The 20,778-nt window shown below is 70.7% G+C and carries 18 protein-coding genes; 13 read left to right on the forward strand and 5 right to left on the reverse strand.

Annotated features, from left to right (window positions below; translation table 11 throughout):
* The first annotated feature begins 30 nt into the window (after positions 1-30).
* Positions 31-1,464 carry an amino acid permease gene (locus OGL88_RS14130; protein ID WP_263091813.1) on the forward strand — a complete coding sequence of 478 codons (1,434 nt, stop codon included), beginning with the start codon at positions 31-33 and terminating at the stop codon, positions 1,462-1,464.
* Here the strand turns inward: OGL88_RS14130 and OGL88_RS14135 are convergent.
* On the reverse strand, positions 1,461-1,658 hold the full coding sequence (locus OGL88_RS14135) for a hypothetical protein (RefSeq protein WP_123292404.1): 198 nt from the start codon (positions 1,656-1,658) through the stop codon (positions 1,461-1,463). The genes OGL88_RS14130 and OGL88_RS14135 overlap by 4 nt on opposite strands.
* 127 nt (positions 1,659-1,785) lie before the next feature.
* Here OGL88_RS14135 and OGL88_RS14140 point away from each other — a divergent pair, with 127 nt between their 5' ends.
* Positions 1,786-5,271, forward strand: a complete 3,486-nt coding sequence (locus tag OGL88_RS14140; protein ID WP_263091815.1) for a DEAD/DEAH box helicase — start codon at positions 1,786-1,788, stop codon at positions 5,269-5,271.
* Positions 5,272-5,321: 50 nt separating this feature from the next.
* On the opposite strand, the gene OGL88_RS14145 is transcribed toward OGL88_RS14140, so the two are convergent.
* Complete coding sequence (locus OGL88_RS14145) at positions 5,322-6,101, reverse strand: aldo/keto reductase (protein ID WP_263091817.1); 780 nt, start codon at positions 6,099-6,101, stop codon at positions 5,322-5,324.
* 56 nt (positions 6,102-6,157) lie between these two features.
* Here OGL88_RS14145 and OGL88_RS14150 point away from each other — a divergent pair, with 56 nt between their 5' ends.
* From OGL88_RS14150 to OGL88_RS14165, 4 genes are all read left to right on the forward strand, one after another.
* Positions 6,158-7,030, forward strand: a complete 873-nt coding sequence (locus OGL88_RS14150; protein WP_263091818.1) for an HNH endonuclease family protein — start codon at positions 6,158-6,160, stop codon at positions 7,028-7,030.
* Positions 7,031-7,106: 76 nt separating this feature from the next.
* Positions 7,107-7,772, forward strand: a complete 666-nt coding sequence (locus OGL88_RS14155) for a GOLPH3/VPS74 family protein (protein WP_263091819.1) — start codon at positions 7,107-7,109, stop codon at positions 7,770-7,772.
* A 102-nt stretch (positions 7,773-7,874) separates the two neighbouring features.
* Positions 7,875-8,678, forward strand: a complete 804-nt coding sequence (locus OGL88_RS14160; RefSeq protein ID WP_263091820.1) for an SDR family oxidoreductase — start codon at positions 7,875-7,877, stop codon at positions 8,676-8,678.
* 25 nt (positions 8,679-8,703) lie between these two features.
* Positions 8,704-9,120, forward strand: a complete 417-nt coding sequence (locus OGL88_RS14165) for an SseB family protein (RefSeq protein ID WP_263091821.1) — start codon at positions 8,704-8,706, stop codon at positions 9,118-9,120.
* A 90-nt stretch (positions 9,121-9,210) separates the two neighbouring features.
* Here OGL88_RS14165 and OGL88_RS14170 read toward each other — a convergent pair whose 3' ends face one another.
* On the reverse strand, positions 9,211-10,074 hold the full coding sequence (locus tag OGL88_RS14170) for a nuclease-related domain-containing protein (RefSeq protein WP_263091823.1): 864 nt from the start codon (positions 10,072-10,074) through the stop codon (positions 9,211-9,213).
* 83 nt (positions 10,075-10,157) lie between these two features.
* The gene (locus tag OGL88_RS14175) at positions 10,158-13,652 is read right to left on the reverse strand and encodes a TM0106 family RecB-like putative nuclease (protein WP_263091824.1); all 3,495 of its coding nucleotides are present in this window, start codon (positions 13,650-13,652) and stop codon (positions 10,158-10,160) included.
* A gap of 149 nt (positions 13,653-13,801) precedes the next feature.
* Here OGL88_RS14175 and OGL88_RS14180 point away from each other — a divergent pair, with 149 nt between their 5' ends.
* From OGL88_RS14180 to OGL88_RS14190, 3 genes are read left to right on the forward strand one after another with little or no spacing between them, the layout of a single operon-like run.
* Positions 13,802-16,324: a protein kinase/lanthionine synthetase C family protein gene (locus tag OGL88_RS14180; protein ID WP_263091825.1), complete on the forward strand. Its 2,523-nt coding sequence runs from the start codon at positions 13,802-13,804 to the stop codon at positions 16,322-16,324.
* Positions 16,321-17,034, forward strand: a complete 714-nt coding sequence (locus tag OGL88_RS14185) for an ABC transporter ATP-binding protein (protein ID WP_263091826.1) — start codon at positions 16,321-16,323, stop codon at positions 17,032-17,034. The genes OGL88_RS14180 and OGL88_RS14185 overlap by 4 nt, the downstream gene beginning before the upstream one ends.
* Positions 17,031-18,386: a hypothetical protein gene (locus OGL88_RS14190; RefSeq protein ID WP_263091827.1), complete on the forward strand. Its 1,356-nt coding sequence runs from the start codon at positions 17,031-17,033 to the stop codon at positions 18,384-18,386. The genes OGL88_RS14185 and OGL88_RS14190 overlap by 4 nt, the downstream gene beginning before the upstream one ends.
* Here OGL88_RS14190 and OGL88_RS14195 read toward each other — a convergent pair.
* Positions 18,383-18,613 (reverse strand): DUF1653 domain-containing protein, encoded by a 231-nt coding sequence (locus OGL88_RS14195; RefSeq protein WP_263091828.1) that lies wholly within the window; start codon positions 18,611-18,613, stop codon positions 18,383-18,385. The two genes, OGL88_RS14190 and OGL88_RS14195, sit on opposite strands and share 4 nt — an antisense overlap.
* Positions 18,614-18,660: 47 nt before the next feature.
* On the opposite strand from OGL88_RS14195, the gene OGL88_RS14200 reads away from it, so the two are divergent.
* From OGL88_RS14200 to OGL88_RS14215, 4 genes are all read left to right on the forward strand, one after another.
* The gene (locus OGL88_RS14200) at positions 18,661-19,260 is read left to right on the forward strand and encodes a TMEM175 family protein (protein WP_263091830.1); all 600 of its coding nucleotides are present in this window, start codon (positions 18,661-18,663) and stop codon (positions 19,258-19,260) included.
* 18 nt (positions 19,261-19,278) lie between these two features.
* Complete coding sequence (locus OGL88_RS14205; RefSeq protein ID WP_263091831.1) at positions 19,279-19,650, forward strand: hypothetical protein; 372 nt, start codon at positions 19,279-19,281, stop codon at positions 19,648-19,650.
* Between the two features lie 103 nt (positions 19,651-19,753).
* Positions 19,754-20,197, forward strand: coding sequence for a thioredoxin family protein (locus OGL88_RS14210; RefSeq protein ID WP_263091832.1), 444 nt, complete (start codon positions 19,754-19,756; stop codon positions 20,195-20,197).
* Entirely contained in the window at positions 20,194-20,670 is a 477-nt protein-coding gene (locus tag OGL88_RS14215; RefSeq protein WP_263091833.1) for a DUF4395 domain-containing protein, read from the forward strand. The genes OGL88_RS14210 and OGL88_RS14215 overlap by 4 nt, the downstream gene beginning before the upstream one ends.
* Positions 20,671-20,778 lie beyond the last annotated feature (108 nt).

The raw sequence follows: 20,778 nt of genomic DNA on the forward strand, positions 1-20,778 counted from the left end.
CGAGACCGCCGCAAGGTGCACCATGGGCGGGTGACGACGACGACACGCACGCTCTTCCGACGGAAGCCCATCGAGACGATCAATGACGACACCGGAGCCGAGGGCGGCCTGAAACGGCACCTCGGCCTCTGGCAGCTCACCGCGATCGGCATCGGCGGCATCATCGGCGCGGGGATCTTCACCCTCGCCGGCACCGTGGCGAACGGCGTGGCCGGTCCCGCGGTCCTCATCAGCTTCCTGGTCGCCGGCGTCGCGAGTGCTGCGGCGGCGCTGTCGTACGCCGAGTTCGCCGGCCTCATCCCCAAGGCCGGCAGTGCGTACACGTACGGCTACGCGGTCCTCGGCGAGATCGTCGGGTGGTTCATCGGCTGGGACCTGCTGCTCGAGTACACCGCGATCGTGGCGGTGGTCGCGATCGGCATCTCGGGCTACGTCGGGTTCCTGGTGGGCCAGTTCGGCATCGACCTGCCCGCCTGGATGCTCGGCGCCCCCGGCACCGGCGACGGCCACGTGATCGACGTCTTCGCGATCATCCTGTGCCTGGTCACCGCGTTCGTGCTCACCCGCGGCATCCGCAGCGCCGCCCGGTTCGAGTTCGTCGCGGTCGGCATCAAGGTCGCGCTCGTCGTGCTCATCGTCGTGCTCGGCGTGTTCCACATCAACAGCGCGAACTACTCCCCGTACTTCCCGTTCGGCTTCGGTGGCGTGATGACCGGTGCCGCGACGGTGTTCTTCGCGGTGTTCGGTTACGACGCCATGTCCACCGCGGCCGAGGAGTCCGTCGACGCCCGCAAGCACATGCCGAAGGCGATCCTGCTGTCCCTCGGCATCTCGATGGTCCTGTACGTGCTGGCGACGCTGGTGCTGACCGGGATGCAGAAGTACACCGACATCGACCCGGCCTCGGGCTTCTCGTCGGCGTTCGCGTCGGTCGGCCTCGGCGGTGTCGCGAACGTCATCGCGATCGGCGCCATCGTCGGCATCGTCACGGTGCTCGTCACGTTCATGCTCGGCGCCAGCCGCGTCTGGTTCTCGATGAGCCGTGACGGCCTGATGCCGAAGTGGTTCGCGAAGACCGACCCGAAGCGCCACGTCCCGACCCGCGTCACGTGGATCCTCGGCATCGCATCGGCGATCCTGGCAGGCGTCCTGCCCATCGGCGTCGTCGCCGAGCTCACGAACATCGGGATCCTGCTCGCGTTCGTGGTGGTCTGCTCCGCGGTGATCGTGCTCCGCTACCGCCAGCCGAACCTCGACCGTCAGTTCCGGTTGCCGTTCATGCCGGTCATCCCGATCATCGGCGTCATCGCGTCGCTGTGGCTCGTGACGTTCCTGCAGTGGGAGACGTGGGTGCGGTTCGCGGTGTGGTTCGCGATCGGTCTGGGCGTGTACTTCGGCTACTCGCGGAAGCACAGCAAGCTGGCGGCAGCCGAACCCGCGAACACGGAGAAGCCGTCGGCCTAGCGTCCGCTCCAGCGCACCCAGCCCTGCACCTGCGCCGCAGCGCTCTCGAGCGACGAGTGCGCCCCGTTGATCGAGTGGTCCGGCGAGTCCACCGTGAACTGGTCGGTCCGGGTGACGTCGCAGACGACCTCGGAGCCGAGCCACACGTTCCAGTGGTCTGCGGAGTCGTGCACCCACCGCAAGCGGTCCGGCATGAGCGTGTCCAATCGAGTGGAGAGCGACGAGCAGTCGTCGCCCGTCCACGCAGACGGTAGCCCTGCTCGATGTGTGCCGTTCGGGTCGGCGGCTCCGCGCGTCGGTGGCACCTGGCACGATTGACCCGTGCCAGCAGCCCCGATGATCGACGCCGTCGACGTCATCCGTTTCGTCGGGCCGCAGACCTTCGGGCGCGCACGCGACGTCGTGCGCGCCGGCCTGGTCGACGATGCCGTCTGGAACGCCGACGACGGCACCGTCACGGCGACCGTCTCCGGCACCGCCGACGACCCGTACGAGTGCCGCATCGACATGACCGTGGCCCGCGGTGACTTCATCCGTCCGGTCCGCAGCACGTGCAGCTGCCCCCTCGGCGGCGACTGCAAGCACGTCGCCGCCGCGCTGCTCACCATCAACGCGCGTGCCCTGGCCGCCAACGCCGGCCCGCGTCCGGAAGCGTCGGCTCCGCCGCCCTCGGACTGGAGGCACGACCTCGCCCGCCTCGCCGGTGACGACGACCAGGCGGCCACCCCGCAGGGCACCCGGATGGGTCTGCAGTTCGAGTTGCGTGACGCGGTCCCCGCCGCCCTCGCGGCCCGTGCCCGCGCCGCCGGCCGCGCCCTGCCGGCGCCGTCCCGCACCGTCCGGCTCGGGGTCCGACCGGTGACCCGCAGCGACGCCGGCAACTGGGTGCGCGGCCAGCTCACCTGGGGCACGCTCCCCTACTCGCAGAACCGCCTGGGCCTCGGCGCCGAGCAGCACGGGTGGTTCATGCAGCTCGCGGCCCTGCACCGTGCCGGCCAGCTCGCGGGGTTGCCCGGCGAGAGCGACTGGCTCCACCTCGACGACTTCCGCAGCCCGCTCCTGTGGCCGTTGCTCCGGCAGGCGTCGGGGCTCGACATCGCCTTCGTCACCGGCAAGCGCGAGGGCGGCGCGGTCCTCGGCGAGCAGGCCCAGGTGCTGCTCGACGTCGCCCGGCACGACGACGCCGTGGTGATCGGCGCGAGCGCGGTGCTCGACGGCCGCCCGGTGGTCCACGGTGCCGCACGGATGGTCGGCGACCACGGTGTGTACGTGTTCCGCGAGAGCCCCGAGTTCACCGTCGGACTCGCACCGACCCCGGCGCCCGTGCCCGAGGACCAGCGCCGCATGCTCCTCGAGGGCACCCGCATCACGGTACCGACGGCCGAGGTCGACGAGTTCCTGGCCGACTGGTCGCCCCGGCTGCGCGGTGCCCTCGGCCTGGTCAGCTCCGACGGGTCGGTCGAGCTGCCCGAGCGCACGCCGCCCGAGCTCGTGCTGACGGCGACGTTCGAGGCGGCCCGGGCACCCCGCACCGACGACCGGGTGCACCTGCACTGGCGTTGGCACGTCGACGGCCGCAAGGACCCGGTCTCGCTGCACGGGCCGCTGCCCGACCTGTCTGGGCTCCGCGCCGCGGACGATCCAGCCAGCACCGACGACCCAGCGAGTACCGACGGCCCAGCCAGCACCGACGTTCCGGCCGGCACCGACGTTCCGGCCGGCACCGAGGCGGCGACCGCCGACGCCGACGTGCCCGCGGCCCTGGAACCCGCCACGTCGACAGCGCGAGCCGACGGCGCGACCGCGGGCGAGCCTCCCGTCCGCCCTGCCGGACCCGGTGGTGGGCTCGACTGGTTCCAGGACGGCACCATCGACGGCGCCGACGTCGCGGTGTTCGCGAACGAGTTCCTGCCCGAGTTGCCGGCGCTCGGCGTCCGCACGGCGGTGCAGGGTGAGCGCCTCGACTACGAGCGGTTGAGCGGGCGGCCGCACATCCGCGTCACGACGATGCCGTCGGACAAGCACGACTGGTTCGACCTCGGCATCATCGTGAGCGTGAACGGCAAGCAGATCCCGTTCACGCCGCTGCTCACGGCGTTGGCCGGTCGGCAGCGGCGGCTCAAGCTCGTCGACAACTCGTACCTGTCACTCGCGGACCCCGCGTTCGACCGGCTCAAGGAACTCATCGACGAGGCCCGCGACCTCGACGAATGGGAGCCCGACCAGCCGATCCACGTGACGCCGCTGCAGGCCGGGCTGTGGACCGAGTTCGACCTGCTCGCCGACGAGACCTCGCACGACGAACGCTGGCAGGCGATCACCGCGGGGCTGATGGGGGCGACTCCCCCGGGGGACGTCCCGGTGCCGGACACCGTGCACGCCGAGCTGCGGCCGTACCAGCACGCCGGGTACGCGTGGCTGTCGTTCCTGGCGGCGCACGGCATCGGCGGGGTACTCGCCGACGACATGGGCCTCGGCAAGACCCTGCAGGTGCTCGCGATGGTCGCAGCGCGCCGTGCCGCCGACCCCGACGGGCCACCGTTCCTGGTCGTCGCGCCGACCTCGGTCGTCGGCAACTGGGTGGCCGAAGCGGCGAAGTTCACGCCGTCACTGCGGGTGGCGGCCGTCACCTCGACCTCGCTGAAGGACCCCGGTCTCGTCGCCCGCACGGCCTCGCAGGCCGACGTCGTCGTCACCTCGTACGCGCTGCTCCGGCTCGACTCGCAGGCATGGACCGACCTGCCGTGGTCGGCACTCGTGCTCGACGAGGCGCAGTTCGTGAAGAACCCGCAGTCGCAGACCCACCGGGTGGCGTCCGAGCTGCACGCACCCGTGAAGTTCGCCATCACCGGCACCCCGCTCGAGAACGGGCTGACCGACCTGTGGGCGCTGTTCCACATCGTCGCGCCCGGGCTGCTGTCCACCTGGACCCGGTTCGGCGACGACTACGTGAAGCCGCTCGCCTCCCCCGAACTCCGGGGCGAAGCGCGCCAGCAGCTCACCGCGAAGCTCCGGCGGCGGATCCGGCCGCTCATGCTCCGCCGCACGAAGCAGGCCGTCGCCGCCGACCTGCCGCCGAAGCAGGAGCAGGTCGTCCGCGTCACGCTCGACCCAGCGCACCGCGAGCTGTACGAGCGCACGCTCAACCGCGAGCGACTGAAGGTCCTCGACCTGATCGACGACCTGTCGAAGAACCGGATGATCGTGTTCCGGTCGCTGACGCTGCTGCGGATGCTCGCGCTGTCGCCGGCGCTCGTGTCGAACGGGTCGGACTCGACCCTGTCGCCGTCGACGTCGATCCCGTCCGCCAAGCTCGACCTGCTGCTCGACGAGCTCGAACAGCTCGCGGCGGAGGGCCGCCGCGCCCTGGTGTTCAGCCAGTTCACGTCGTTCCTGCGGATGGTGTCGGACGCCCTCGACGAGCGGGGCGTCGGCTACGAGTACCTCGACGGGTCGACCCGCAAGCGCCCACAGGTCATCGAGCGCTTCCGGCAGGGCACCGCGCCCGCGTTCCTCATCTCGCTGAAGGCCGGCGGCTTCGGGCTCACCCTGACCGAGGCCGACACCGTGTTCGTGCTCGACCCGTGGTGGAACCCCGCCGCCGAGTCCCAGGCCGTCGACCGGACCCACCGCATCGGGCAGACCCGGTCGGTGAGCGTGCAGCGCTTCATCGCTGAGGACACCATCGAGGAGAAGGTCCTGGCCCTCGCCGCGCGCAAGGCCGAGCTGTTCGCCACGATGATCGACGACGACGCCCTGTTCGCCGACGACCTGACCGCCGACGACATCCGCTCGCTGCTCGCCTGACGCGCGGGCGCAGTGCGCGGTTGCGCGTCAGGCGAGCGTGGGCGAGCGCGTCAGCGAGCGAGGGCGTCGATCGCCGCGACCTCGTCCGTCGAGAGTTCGATGCGGGCACCGGCGGCGTTCGACCGGATGCGCTCCGGGTTCGACGACTTCGGGATGACGACGAAGCCGTGCGCGACGTGCCACGCGACGATGACCTGGGCGCTGTCGGCGTCGTGCTCGCCCGCGATGTCGAGCAGCGTCGGGTCCTGCAGGTTGCTCGCCTTGAAGGGGCTGTAGCCCTCGAGCACGACCCCGCGCTCGGCCAGCCCGTCCGCGATCGCCTGGTCGTACTCGACCGGGCTCCACTTGATCTGGTTCACGGCCGGGGTGGTGCCGGTCGCGGTGACGAGCTCGTCGATCTGGTCGAGCGAGTAGTTGCTCACACCCACCGCTCGGGTCAGTCCGTCGGCCTGGGCCTGCACGACCTGCTCCCACACGTCAGGGCGGGCCTCGCCGTTCGGTGGCCAGTGCACGAGCCAGAGGTCCACGTGGTCGAGGCCGAGCTGGTCGAGGCTCTCCTCGATCGTCTCGCGCACGCGGTCGGCGTTGTCCGGCGGCAGCTTCGTCGTCACGAACATGTCGTCACGGGCGAGGCCGGACTCGGCGAGGGCCTTGCCGACGCCGCGCTGGTTGCTGTAGCCGGTGGCGGTGTCGATGTGGCGGTACCCGGCCGCCAGTGCTTCGCCGACGGCGGCGGGGGCCTCGCCGTCGGGGATCTGCCAGGTGCCGAAGCCCAGGAGCGGCATCGACCCACCGGTGACGGACACGGACGGATTCGCGTAATCGGTCATGCGGACCTGTCTACGCCGTGGTCGCGCATCAGTTCAGAGCGTGGCGGTCCACGGCCATGTCCGAGGTCTCCGCCATGATCGTCGAGGCCGCCCGGCGCCGCACCACAGCACCACCGCACCACCAGGAGTTCCACGCACCCATGACGTCCCGCCGACGCCGCCGCACCCGCATCAGCCTCACCTCCGTCCTCGTCGTCCTGGCCCTCGCGGTCGGTGGCTACGCGCTCGACGCCACCGGCGTCCTCGGACCGGACGCCGACGCGGCTGCCGGTCCGACGGCGGTCGCCACGGCCACCGTCGGCACGGACAGCGACGCACCGGAGCCGAGCCGCGCCTCCAGTCCGACGAATCCGACCGTCAGCACGTCGACCGACACCGACGCTGCGGACGCCCGCGCGCTCCTCGCCACGCTGCCCGTCAAGGGCAAGGCCCCCGGCACCGGCTACGACCGCACCGGCGATTTCGGCAGCGCGTGGATCGACGTCGACCACAACGGCTGCGACACCCGGAACGACGTGCTCGCTCGCGACCTCCGCCGCATCGCGCGGCAGGGGCCGTGCAAGGTGATGGCCGGCACGCTCGTGTCGCCGTACACCGGGGCGACGATCGACTTCGTGCGCGGGAACACGACCTCGACCCTCGTGCAGATCGACCACGTCGTCGCGCTCGAGAACGCCTGGCGCACCGGCGCCCAGCAGCTCAGCCAGTCGGAGCGGGAGGCCCTGGCGAACGACCCGTCGAACCTGTTCGCCGTCGACGGCCGGTCGAACTCCCAGAAGCGCTCGGGTGACGCCGCGACCTGGCTGCCCGCGAACACGGCCTTCCGCTGCACCTACATCGAGCACCAGGTCACGGTGAAGGCGAAGTACCGCCTGTGGGTGGCTCCGGCAGAGCGGGCCGCGATGGTTCGGGTGCTGGACGCCTGCTGACGTCGGGCGGGCCGGCGCCGCTGGGTGTCGGCCTGGAGGCCCGGCGCACCTCCGCCCCGCGTGGCAGGCTGCGGACATGGCTGAGCAACTCACGGTCCCGCAGGCGTTCGCGCTCCTCCAGATCGAGCCCGATGGCCGGAAGTCCGTCGACGGGCAGACGTTGGACACCGGTCTCGCGGGAGCGGTCCTCGCCGACCTCGCGCTCCGAGGTGCGGTCTCGCTGCAGAACGGCCTGGTCACCGTCGTCGACGGCGCCGCCACGGGCGACCCGGTGCTCGACGGCGTCGTCGGGTCGATCGCGGCGGCCGGTACACCGCGCAAGGCGAAGTGGTGGGTGAGCCGGCTCGGCAAGCAGCGGCTCCGCGACGACGTCGTCGCCGGACTCGTCGAGCGAGGGATCATCAGCGTCGAGCAGGGCAAGGTGCTCGGGCTCTTCCCCACCACGAAGCACCCGGAGCGCGACGGAGCACCGGAGGCACTGCTGCGATCCGGCATCGCGGACGTCCTGGCTCGGCGGGCGGGCCCGACGCCGTTCTCCGCCGCGGTCATCGGGCTGCTCGACGCGACGAACACGCTCCGCAAGCAGTTCGGCGCGGTCGACAAGGGCCTGGTGAAGGAGATCACCTCGGGTACCTGGGCGAGCCCGGCGGTGAAGGCCGTGCTCGAGGAGATCCAGGCCGCGGCGATGATCGTCATCATGGCGGCGACCACCGCGACGACGACCACGGTCATCACGAGCTGAAGTCGGCAGCACCGGGCAGTCTCTCGCCCCCTCGACCCTCCTGCAAAACGACAGGTGTAGCCTAAAGGGAATTCATCGTCGAAGACCCCAGGAGGCCTCCCCATGCCCGAAACCAACTCCGTCACGTCCCGCTTCGCCGACCGAGTCGTCCTCATCACCGGCGGCGGCTCCGGCCTCGGTCGCGCCACCGCCGTCCGTCTGGCCGCCGAGGGCGCTGCGCTCTCCCTCGTCGACGTCTCCGAGCAGGGACTCGAGGCGACGAAGTCCGCCGTGCTCGAGGCCACCCCCGCCGCCCAGGTCCTGACGACCGTTGCCGACGTCTCCGACGAGGCCCAGGTCGACGCCTACGTCACCGCCACCACCGAGCGCTTCGGGCGCATCGACGGCTTCTTCAACAACGCCGGCATCGAGGGCAAGCAGAACCCCACGGAGTCCTTCACCGCCGCCGAGTTCGACAAGGTCCTGTCGATCAACCTGCGTGGCGTGTTCCTCGGCCTCGAGAAGGTCCTCAAGGTCATGCGTGAGCAGGGCTCCGGCATGGTCGTCAACACCGCGAGCGTCGGCGGCATCCGCGGCATCGGCAACCAGTCCGGGTACGCCGCCGCCAAGCACGGCGTCGTCGGCCTGACCCGCAACTCGGCGGTGGAGTACGGCCGCTACGGCATCCGCATCAACGCCATCGCCCCCGGCGCCATCTGGACCCCGATGGTCGAGAACTCGATGAAGCAGCTCGACGCGGAGAACCCCCGGAAGGCCGCCGAGGAGTTCATCCAGGTCAACCCGACGAAGCGCTACGGCGAGGCCCCCGAGATCGCCGCCGTCGTCGCGTTCCTGCTGTCCGACGACGCGTCCTACGTCAACGCGACGGTCGTCCCGATCGACGGTGGGCAGTCGGCCGCGTACTGAGCCGCACCGTGACAGCATGGCTGGCGTGAGCAACGACCAGACGAACGGATCCGCCTTCGGCCGAGGCGTCGACAAGGCCCCGCCGACCGCGGCCGCCGAACTCCGCCGCCGGATGGCAGCCTCGCCGGCGGGCTTCCTGCGCAGCGCGGCGTGGGTCCCGTGGAAGCCGGCGGGTACAGCGGAGGCCGGCAGCGTCGCACACGTCATGATCCGCGACAAGCCGTTCGTGCCCGTCTTCACCGACCCCGACGAACTCGCCGCCGGTCTGCCCGACGCCGATGGGCGTCCGGTGCCGATGTCCGAGCTCGTGACCGCGCTGCCCGAGGAGTTCGGCATCGTGGTCGACCCGACGAGCGCCGAGGCGGCGAACTTCCTGCACGCCGACGTCCTCGCCCAGATGCGGGTGCAGATGCAGGGTGGCGTCCCGACGGCCGACGACTGAGTCGCGCCGCGTCAGGCATGGCACGCCGCCGCCGCATGGCGCACGCTTGAACAGGCATACCAATCAAACGCCGGGCAGGTCGGCTGCTGCTCAGCTGCTCGCGGTCAGAGCAGCACCGGTGATCGCCCACCAGTAGCCCAGCAGCGCTCCTGCCGGGACTGCCAGCACGGCGACCGCGACGGCGCGACGCATCATCCGGTTCCGCCGCGCCGCCAGGCCGATCTCCCGCTCGAGCCGTTCGAACCGCTGGACGTGGCGAAGGGTGTCGTTCACCACCACAGCCTCGACGTGCCAGGTCCCGCGTTCCTCGGCCAGCATCGACAGGAATCGGACGGCTTCGTCGGAGTGGACTCGCGGCAGATCCCTGATCCAGGCGCCGATCTGACGGGGCGCGACCGTCACGACGGCCGGTGCCGTCTTCCCGAACTGCAGCGTTCCCGCTGCGACGACCAGGAGGGGCTGCACCGGGATCGGTCCGCCGGCTGCGGCGGACAACAGGCGAGTCGCTCGTTCCCCCTCGGCGAGGGCGCGGTGCACGTGCGGTGTCCGCTGCCCGTTCACGGTCAGCATCCGGCCGCCGACCCACACCTTCTGCCCCGAATGGTTCTTGGTGTTGATCGAGAACACGCCGGTGGGTCCGACGACGACGTGGTCGATGTCCGTCATGCTCGTCCCGACCGGTACCGCGTGCAGCACCGTGAACTCGGGGCCGAGCGCATCGAGCTGGGCGGCGACCTGCCGTTCTCCGACAGCGCCCTTGAACCACGAGCGGGCCTCGTCACGAAGCGGGTCGTGCCCCCAGAAGCGCTGCCAGCCGGTTCGCGCCGGCCCCTCAGCCTGGATGGCCAGGCACTCCTGCATGACCGCGTACCCGGGCTTCCGTGCACGGAGCGTCAGCGCGGCCCCGCCCCTCGGAGTCGGGCGGTGGTCGGCGACAGCGGTGTTCTCCCCCATGGGTCCACCGTCCCAGGACGACAGGTGTCGGGACCAGCCCTCGTTCTGGCGTCACAGTGACGGCGGCGCGGCCGGCGCGGCCGTCAGCGAGCGGGCTCGACGAGCTCGATGAAGCGGGACAGCAGCGACAGCCCGGCGATCGACGGCGGCAGTCCGGTGGTCAGTGCGGGCGAGTGCACGAGGTACGCCGCCCACTTCGCCCGCGACAGCGCCACGTTCAGCCGGTTCGGCATGAGCAGGAAGTCGAGCCCGCGAGGGATGTCGGCTGCGCTCGACGCCGCCAGGGACACGATCGACACCACGGCCTCGCGGCCCTGGAACAGGTCGACCGTGCCGACCTGGGTGCCGGTGAAGCCTGCACGATCGAGCTCCTGACGGATCAGGGCACCCTGCGCGTTGTACGGGGCGACGACGATGACGTCCTCGTCGGTCAACGACCTGGTGGAGTCGCCGTCGGTCCAGGTCCGCCCGACGACATCGCCGACGAGGGCCACCACGCGGGCGGCTTCCTCCGGTGACGAGGTCGTGTTGCCCGCGTGCACGACCGGCACGGGGTGCACGCCCGCGTCGATGCCGTCGAGGTGCCGACCGGACACCATCGACGCGAGCTGCCCGTCGTAGGACAGCGCCGACACGGACTCGGTCAGCGCCGGCTCCATCCGCCGGGTGCGGGCCAGGAAGTAGCCGAACTCCGGCGGCAGGACGTGCTCGCCGTCCGCCAGCCAGCCCAGCGCCGACTCGTCGACGGGCTCCGGGTGCGAGCCCTGGGACACCTGCGGGAGCTGCTGCGGGTCCCCCAACAGCAGGAGTCGGGTCGCGGCGATCGAGGACGCGATCGTCGGTGCGAGCGAGAACTGCCCGGCTTCGTCGACGACGAGCAGGTCGAGCGACCGGCGCTCGATCGTCGACGCGTTCGCGAACGTCCATGCGGTCCCGCCGACGACACCACCGGTGCCGGAGGCCTCGCACGATGACAGGAACGCGGCGACCGCAGCACCGTTCTTCACGGGCGTCCACGCGGCCGCGTCGAGTTCGTCCTCGGTCGCACCGGACTTCGGCACCTTCACGACCCGGTCCGCGGGCACGCCGGCGTTCACGACCGAGGACAGGAAGTTCTCGGAGGTCGCGTGGGACTGCCCGACGACGCCGACCCGCCAGCCGTACTCGCGGACGAGCCGTGCGACGACGTTCGACCCGACGTAGGTCTTGCCCGTGCCGGGAGGCCCCTGGATCGCCAGGTACGAGTGGTCGAGGCCGAGCAGCGTCGCCACCACGGCGGACACCGTGTCGTCGCCCTGCACGGGCACGATCGCACCGCGTGGCGGCACCCGGCGCAGCAGGTCGAAGGCCGGGTCCGACACCATCGAGGGCAGCTCGTCGAGGACCTGCTGCCCCCACTCGGCGATCGCCTCGGGCTGCGGCTTCGCCCGGGGCGGTGCCGAGGGCGCGAGCACGACCGGGAACTCGTGGTGCGGCTCCGCCCCGACGGGCAGCCCCTCCTTCACGAGCACCTCGACGGCGTCGCCGTTGTCCCACACGTCCACGATCACGGCGCGCGACGACGCGCCCTTCGACCCGGGGCCCGGAGACACGACCGAAGGCGGAAGCGGGTCGTCGTAGACGAGGTGGGGCGTGCCTCCCGGCCGGAGCCGCGAACCGGGCGCGAGCGTCCCCGACAACCGGAGTTCTCGCGACTGCGAGCGGGCACGCGGCAGCGTGTCCCAGTCCCGCTCGACGGACGCACGCTCCACGACGAGCACGTCACGGGTGTCGGCCCAGTCGTCGACCGGGTTGCGCAGGCGGTCGAAGTGGTCCTGCCAGAAGGTCTTCGCCTCGCGCCGGTGGTAGTCGATCGCTGCTGCGGCGAGCGCCAACGCGGTCTCGTCGGGCGTGCGGTCGAGGGCGTCGACGTCCTCCAGGTGCGACGCGAGCGCGACGTACACCGGGTTCGGCTCGCGCTCGACGGGGATCGGCGGGACGTCGAGCTCGAGTGCCGGATCCGCTGCGTCCGGGTCGTCGGTGCGCAGGGAGCGGAGCCAGTCACGCAGCCGCAGGGTCGAGCGGCAGTCGTAGGCGTTGTAGTCGGCGACCTCGTCGAGCATGTGCTGGCCGGCGACGGGGTCTCCGTTCCGGAGCTCCTCGATCGCGTCGACGTAGGCGGTGATGCTGTCGGCCGCGTTCGTCACATCGCTGAGCCGCAGGTCGTCGCCCATGTACAGCGGCTCGAGCTTCTTGATCGAGTAGCTGTGGCTGCCGACGACCAGGGCCTTGCGGACGATCGGGTACAGGTCGACCAGGACGCCAGCGCGCAGCAGGTCGTCGACGGCCTCTTCACCAACCCCGTGCCGGGCGGCGAGCGACAGCAGGTGCGTCCGCTCGTAGGCCGCGTAATGGTAGATGTGCATGCCGGGGTACTGCTGCCGGCGTTCCTCGATGAAGGCGAGGAACTGCTCCAGCGCAACTCGCTCGTCGCGGATCGTGTGTGCCCAGAACGCGGTGAACTCCGCGCGGTCGTCGACCAGGCCGAACAGGTAGTCGAGGCCCCAGTGCACGCCGTCCTCGGTGTGCAGCGGGTCGCCTTCGAAGTCGAAGAACACGTCGCCGGGATCCGGCGCCGGGATCGCATCGAGCGCGCGGGCATCGAGGACCTCGAAGCGCGGCTTCGCGGGCTGGTCCGGCCCGTCGGCGCCGTTCCGTCGGGCGGTCTCCGTCTCGATCTGGAGGCCCGCCTGGCGCACCAGCCGATCCTGCGTCGCGCGGGGCAAGCCCGGCACTGCCCGGGTGCGGACCGCCAGGTCGTCGATCGTCCGCACCTCGTGCTTGATGAGCTTCGCCCGCTGGTCAAGGCGCATGCCGGCGACGAGGACGAGGTCGCGGTGCTCGGCCACCTGGGTCGAGCAGACGGCGCAGCGGCCACACGACGAGTAGCGCGGGTCACCCCACCGCAGCGGCTCGTCGGCGGCGATGCGCTCGGCGATGACCCGCTGCAGTTCGGCGCGCTGCGTGCGGTACACCGGCGCGATGTCGGCAAGGTCGTGCGTGGTCGTCGTCCGGTCACCGAGCACCAGGTGCACCTGCGCCCCGGTGGGGATGCCGTGTGCCTGCATCTGCTCGGCGTAGGCGGCGAGCTGCAACAGGGCGCTGATCTTGGCGTGCCGGGCGAGCTTGGTGTCGTAGACCTCGTACTCGCCCCGGTCATTGCGGATGATGAAGTCCGCGAAGCCGATGAAGCCCGGGCTGTCCGCCGTGGGTGCCGCGTGGAACGTCGGCTGGTACAGGACGTCGGCGCCGTCGGCGAAGGCCTGTCGCGCTTCGGCTGCGGCGCGTGCGTAGTCCGGCGGGGCGGGGCGGTCGAACTCGACGACGTTCCGGGTCTGCTTGAGGATGTCGAGGTAGTCGAGCTCGTGCTGGTCCCCCAGGCGGGCGGTGCGCTCGAGCATGTCGTCGTGCGCCTCGGACAGGGGTTCCCCGCGACCGAGCTTGACGTCGAGCCGGCGCAGGAACGCCCACTCGCAGGCCGACCACGTGCTCATGTCACTCGGGCTGAGCAGCACGTGCCCGTCGACGCCGATCTGCATGCGTTCCCCCTTGTTCTCCGGTGCGCTGAAAGCCTAGGGGCGAGCGCCGACACCCGAACGGGAACGGGTCGGCCCCGTCAGGGTCCGACCCGTTCCTCTGCGAACTCGGATTACCAGCAGATGAAGAGGCTGATGGAGGAGAGCAGGATGTGACCGCCTTCCTCGGGCGCGTCGGCCTCGATTGCCTGGAGATCATGAGCGTTCATCGTCGTCGTCCTTTCGTCGGTGAGTTGACGATCGTGAACGTACACACGTTGCGTTTGACATGTCAAACACTCCGCTGCCACCATCTCGGCATGGGTATCGGGTGGGCGCGCTTGAGCGGCGACTGGGCGGACTGGCGGATCACGAGCGACCTCGATTGGACGCGCTTCGGTCAGCCGGTCGGGGCACCGCCCGACCAGGGCTGGAAGATCCACTTGTCGGCTCGCCTGCAGGATGCCGAGCGGGTTCGATCGCTGGCTGCCGAGTTCTGCAGGACCGCAGGATGGTCGTTCAAGTACCTGACGGACCGGACGGTCCTCGAACGTGCCAACGCCAAGGATGCGCCTCGCACGAGCAGTGGGAAGTTCGTGACGATCTACCCTCCTGCGTCCGCGGTCGACGAAGCGCTGCTCGACCATCTGGCTGCGGTCCTCCACGACTGCTGCGGGCCGCGGATCCTCGGCGACCTCCAGTGGCGGAACTCCGTGGTGCACGTGCGCTACGGAGCGTTCCGTTCGCTCTCCGACTGGGACGGCATGCCTGCCATCCGAGATCCGAGCGGCGCCCTCGTGCCGGACCGACGAGGGGTCGTGTTCGACCCGCCCGACTGGGTCGAGCTGCCGAACTGGGTCGTGGCCGAACGGCTTCGATCAGCTGGAGCCGACGAGCCGCTCTCACGGATGCGCGTCTCCGGCGCGTACTCGTTCTCCAACGCTGGCGGTGTGTACCGAGCGTTGCACGACGCGCACGGCGAAGTGGTCCTCAAGGAAGGACGCGAGCACGTCGGAGAACACGCCGGGCGCGACGCTGCTGGTCGCGTCGAAGACGAGTTCGAGGCCCTTCGCCACTTGGAACGTTCAGGGGTGGCACCGCGCGTCTACGGTACGTTCCGCTCCGGAGGTTCGGCGTTCATGATGAGCGAACGGCTGCCGGGCACACCGTTCAACCGCGCAGTCATGTCGCAGAACCCGCTCACCGCCGCCGAGGCCGACCGCACGGCGCTCGACGAACACGCAGCGAGCGTCCACCACGTCGTGCGGGCGATCGAGCGCGAAGCCGAGAGGCTGCACACGCTCGGAGCCGTCCACGGTGACATCTCGCCACGGAACGTGCTCGTGGAATCTCCGTCGGCCGCGCGGCTGATCGACTTCGAGTCGTGCACGGTCGGCGACCCACCCGGGACCATCGTGCCAGCGACGCCGGGTTTCAGCGCGCCGAACGCGGTCCGTGGGCCAGACCGAGATCTGTTCTCGATCGCATGCCTGCACCTCGCCGCACTCGTTCCCCTCACGTCGCTCTTCCCACTGGACCCCGGGAAGATCGATGAAGTCCTCGCCGCAGCCCGGGTCTGGTTCCCGACCGCGCCAGTGGACGCACTGCGTGTCGTCTTCGGTCGATGCGTTGCCCTGCCGGACGGGAACACTGCGCGAACGACGCCACCCGGTGTTGCCGAGCTCCGGGACGCGATCAGATCGCGGAGGGAAGCGCCCGGGTCGGCGCACCGGCCCGGCCTCGAGCGCGGAGCGGACGGCCTCGCACTTGCGCTGCGACGGTCTGAGCCCGACACGAGGACTCCCCCGGGTCCTCTCTCGAGCCAGGCGTCCTCAGGCGCGGGCCTGTTCTCCGGCCGGGCTTCCGAGGTGCTCCTGGGCAGGACAACGCCGGCGTTCCTCGCCCGACTGCGGGACGAGGTCCTCGGCATGCTGCGCGTCGATCTCGAGGACGGGCTCGCGGGGATCGGCCTCGCGCTCCTCAGCGCGCCGACACCGGGCGTCCACCGGGACACCGTGGACGTGATCGCGGGACGTCTCACGGAGTTCAGCCGCGACGACAACCGCTCCCGGCACCTGCCGGCCGGACTCCGCAACGGACCGTCCGGCATCGCGTTGTTCCTGGCGCTGTACGGACGCTTGCACGGAGACGACGCGGCCGTCGAGGCCTCCCGACGCATGCTGGAGATCGACGCGCAGCGCCTGGAGCATCGACAAGGGTGGGGCCGGCAGCTCCGTCACAGCGGCCGACTCGTGCCCTTCCTCGGGTCCGGCTCCGCCGGCGTCGGGGTCGCGCTCGTACAGGTGTTCCGCGCGACGACCGACCAGGACCTCCTGCCGGTGCTCCACGGCGTAGCCGAAGCAGCGTCGCCGGAGTTCACCGCGCATCCGGGTCTGCTCGACGGACGTGCAGGACTGGTCCACTTCCTCGTCGACGTCGGCGAGCTCGGGATCGCACCGTTCGATGCCGAGTCCGTCGGCGAGCGCTTGAACGAACACCGTCGGCGTTTCGCGCTGCACCGCCTCCAGACTCCCGACGGGGTCGCCTACCCAGACCAGCATCTCCGAGCAGTCGACGACGGTTGGGGGCATGGCGGAGCAGGCGTCCTCACCGCCTTGGCCGCGATCGAGGACTTCGAACGTGGTCGCGACGTGCAGCAGGATGTTCCGTCGTTCCTCCGCGGCGGACACCGATGATCGCGCTCTCCGTCCTCGGGATCTCGGCACGCTCGATCCGTCCGGACGGCCGCAGGATCATCAGCGACGTGAGCTTCCGCGCCGAGCCCGGCAGCCTGACCGCCATCGTCGGACCGTCCGGAGCCGGCAAGTCGACTCTGCTCGACCTGACAACGGGAATCGAAGTGCCAGCCACCGGCTCGGTCCTGCTCGGCGGCACGCGCATGCACCCTGCCACGGACTCTGCCAGAGCACGGTTGCGAGCGCGGGTGTTCGCCGCAGCACGACAAGGTGACGACCTCATCGATGCGCTGTCGGTCGACGACAACGTCCTGCTCGGTCAACGACTCGCTCGCAGGATCGACCGATCGTTCGCGGAACGGGTGTGCGCGGCGCTCAACCTCGACCGTGACGTTCGGCGAACGCCGGTACAGCACCTGTCGGGCGGGCAGCGGAGGCGAGTCGCCCTCGCGCGAGCGTGCGCAGCCGGTACGGCGATGCTTGCCTGCGACGAACCGACCACGGCGCTGGACGACTCGAATGCCGGGCTCGTCCGTGGAGTCCTCCGGAGCGCGGCGACCTCGGGCAGGACAGTGGTCGCCGTCACCCACGACTTCCAGCTGGCAGCGGACGCCGACCGGATCGTTCAGCTGGTCGACGGCCGGACGACAGCGCTGCTCGATCGTCCGACCGAGCAGCAGGTCCGCCGCCTCATGACGGTGCCCTCGTGATCGCGCTCCTCGCTCTGGCTCGCACCGTTCGCGCTGATCCCCGTCCGGCGCTCGGGTTCGTGATCACGGTGGTCGCCGCCGTGCTCGGGCTCGGGGTGGTGGTCGGCGGCGGGCTCGATCTCGCGGGCGCCCACCCGGACACCGCACGAGCACTCGAAGCGGTCATGCAACTCACGGCGCTCAGCTCGACTGTCGCTTCGTTCGTGTCGGCCCGGGGACTCGCGGTCTCGCTGCTGCCGGAAACGCGCTGCCTTCGAGCACTGGGCACGAGCTGGACGACGTTCTGGACGTTCGGAGCCGTGGTCGTCTCCTCCGCAGCGGTCGTCGCCGTGCTGTTCGCGGTCGTGGTCGCACAACGGCTTCGGACGAGCTGGGTCGTCGGCCTGGCGGACGTCCTCGGCGTGACGGCTCCTCCATCAGGCGGCGTCCCGAGCGGTGTGATCACGTGTCTGCTCGCGGTCGTCTGTGCAGCAGGTTGGTGGAGTAGGGTCCGAGCTGGCCGGTTCGCCGTCGTCCGGTCCGGTCGTGCCTGGAGGGCGGCGAGCGCGTTCGCTGTGGCGGCGTTGTTCCTGGTGCCCACGGTACTCGCAGTTGCATTCGCGCCGCACCTGCTGAGCATGGTCAGCGGCGCCGGGGACGAGACAGCTGCCAGCCGCCTGACCGTGCTCGACTCGTCCGACGGTCCGCTCATCGTGATGTCCGCCGCTGGCTTCGGGCTCGTCGGCGCGGCAGCCATCGTCGCCTCGGACGCATCCCAGTCCATGGTCGGGAGCGCCGCTCGCCTCCTGCGTTCCGGTCCACTCTCGCCGTTCATCGGACTCTGCCTGGCCCGAGCCCGAATCGGGTTGTTCGGCGCGCTCACGACGCTGGTCGCAGCCGGGGTCGGGTTGACGGTCACGAGGACCATGACAGCAACCGTTGCGGACAGCCTGGCGAGCGAGCGAGCCGGAGCCGGCCTGGTCGAACTCGGGCTCACACTCGGTCCGGCGCTCTGCATCGCTGCCGCAGCATCGGTGGGTTCGGCGCTCGCACAGAGCCGCGGGACCGGCACCGACCTCGCCGCGCTCAGGCGCATCGGTTGCACCCGGGCCGGCACCACCACCACACTCTCCGTGGCAGCCGTCGCGATCGGCGCAAGCGGTTCCCTGATCGGGCTCGGTGCGGCCCTCGGCGTGGCACTGGTCGCGATCGCGACCGGCGTGGATGCCTCGTGGCTCTCGGCCATCGACCCGACCGTGCCACTCGTCTCCGCTCTCACGGCGACGCTCGGCACTGCGGCGGTGTTCGTGAGTAGCGAGCTCGTCGGCGTCGTGCTCCACAGCCGTCGGGGCCGCCGTCGCGGGGGCGCCTAGCGCAGCTGACCGTTGGAGACCGGCACGAACCGCGGCCCGTCGTACCCGTCGCGCGTCACGTGCGCCGTGAAGTCAGCCAGCGTGCGGACCCAGTGCCCCCGCTCGCCGTACAGCGCCTGGTAGACGACCACCGGTTCCTCGGTCTCGACGTCACGGGCGACGAGCAGCACCTCGTAGTCGTTGCCCTTGAAGTGTCGGTACCGGCCAGGAGTCACGTCGTCGCTCACACCCGCGATGCTAGGGCCGGGCGGCAGAGCGCTCCTACACTCGGGCCATGAACGAGCACGCTCGAACGGACCGCGGCCTCGACCGACTCGTCAACTTCTCGGACGCCACCGTCGCCATCGCGATCACGCTCCTGATCCTGCCGCTGGTCGACATCGCCAGCGACCTGCGCGACGGCGAGGGCGCGGGCGACCTGCTCAGAGCGCACTGGCCCGCCCTGCTCGAGTTCCTCATCACGTTCTGGTTGATCTCGCGGTTCTGGATCCTCCACCACCAGGTGTTCGAGCACGTCCGCTCCTACAACGCCCGGGTCATGCAGTTGAACTTCGTGTGGCTCATCAGCATCGTGTTCCTGCCCTTCGCCGCGAACCTGCTCAACAGCGGCGAGAACGACGACCGGGTGGCGCACGCGCTGTACCTCGGCAGCATGGTCGTGACGAGCCTGGCGCTCACCGGCATCGAACTCGTGCTGCGCCGGAATCCGGAGTTGCTCGCCACACCGCTGGGCGACTCGGCGCGGGGACTCATCGCCGCCGGCCTGCTGTCGCTCGCCCTGATCCTCTCGGTGGTGTTCCCGAACATCGGCCTGCTCTGGGCGCTGCTCCTCGTGCTGCAGGGCACGGTCGCCCGGCTGCTCCGCCGAGTCTGATCGCGGTACGGTCAGCGCATGGGCTTGGGGGACGCGGAGACCGTACTGGCACGCAAGAACGCGAACTTCGTCATCGACGACGCGGCAGCGGAGGCCGGCCTCGTCCGTTGGATCGCAGCACCCGGCCGGTTCGGCAGCCGCCGCCACGAAGCCGCGGGAGGCCGACTCACCCTCACCCCCGCGGTCCTCTGGTTCCGAGCGCACCCGTTCAACGTCGTCCGGCCGACGTTCGGCATCCCGCTCGACTCCATCGCGGAGCTCCACGACACCTCGCAGAACGTCTCGCGGCAGATGCAGGTCGTCCTGCAGGACGGGCAGCGCCTGACCTTCGTCATCTGGGGCGTTCGAGCGTTCATCGAGCGGATCGACCAGGCGCGCGCCGCGCTCTGACGCCGATGCCACCACAGCGAACAAGCCGACGGCCTCGTGTCCCGAGCCCGTCACGTTCAGTCACGTTGGCGCCCTGCGCACCAGAACGACGTACCGTCACGGCATGACCGTCATCGTGGCCGTCGCCATCCTGGTGGGAGTCCTCGCACTCGCCACCGTGATCGGCCTGCTCCTGCGCACAAGCACCGGCCGCGCGCGGAACACGGAAGCCAGTACCGACAGCACCGTCGCCGACATCGCTCCCCCGACCGCCTTCGGCACCCGCGCCACCCTCGTCCAGTTCTCGACGCCGACCTGCGCCCGCTGCCCCGCGACGGCCCGCCAGCTCGACAGCCTCGCAGCGCAGTACGCCGGCGTGACCCGGCTCGAGATCGACCTGACCGAGCACCCGCACCTCGCCACTCGCTTCAACGTCCTGCAGACCCCCACGGTCCTGCTCGTCGACGGTTCCCACGCCGTCCGCACCCGCTTCGGAGGGCCACCCCGCCCACCGGAGCTCGCCGCAGCCCTCGACACCGTCCTCACCGGCCCACAGGAGTCCCGATGACCACCGCCCCCGACAAAGCAGGCATCGACCCGCGCTCCCCGCGCTTCGGCGCCGCGATCACGACGGTCCTGCTCGCGCTGACGATCGTCCTCACGCTGATCCCCGCGACGTGGGTCGTCGGCATCGTCCTGCTCGCCGTCATCGTGGCGCTCTTCGCCATCGGCGGCATCGCCGGCATCCGCCGCCACCCCTACGGCGCGCTCTTCCGACGGGTCGTCCGGCCGCGGCTCGCCCCGCCCGCCGAACTCGAGGCTCCGGAACCTCCGACCTTCGCCCAGCAGGTCGGCCTGTTCGTGACCGCGGTCGCCCTGCTCCTCGCCCTGCTCGGCGTGCCGTACGCGGCCCCGATCGGCGCGGCCGTCGCCCTGGTCGCAGCCTTCCTCAACGCCGTGTTCGACGTCTGCATCGGCTGCTTGCTCTACGTGTGGCTGGTCCGCGCAGGCGTCTTCCGTCCGCGACGCGGCATCGCCTGACGGCGGTCGACCGGGAGGCCCAGCCCGCTTCCGCCCCGCCGCCCGCGCCGTCGGTCTGGTCCCGTCCACCGCCCGGCGAACAATCGGAATCACCTCGCGCCGCGCGAT

The organism is Curtobacterium sp. RIT-PI-V (assembly GCF_025642935.1).
Taxonomy (GTDB): domain Bacteria; phylum Actinomycetota; class Actinomycetes; order Actinomycetales; family Microbacteriaceae; genus Curtobacterium.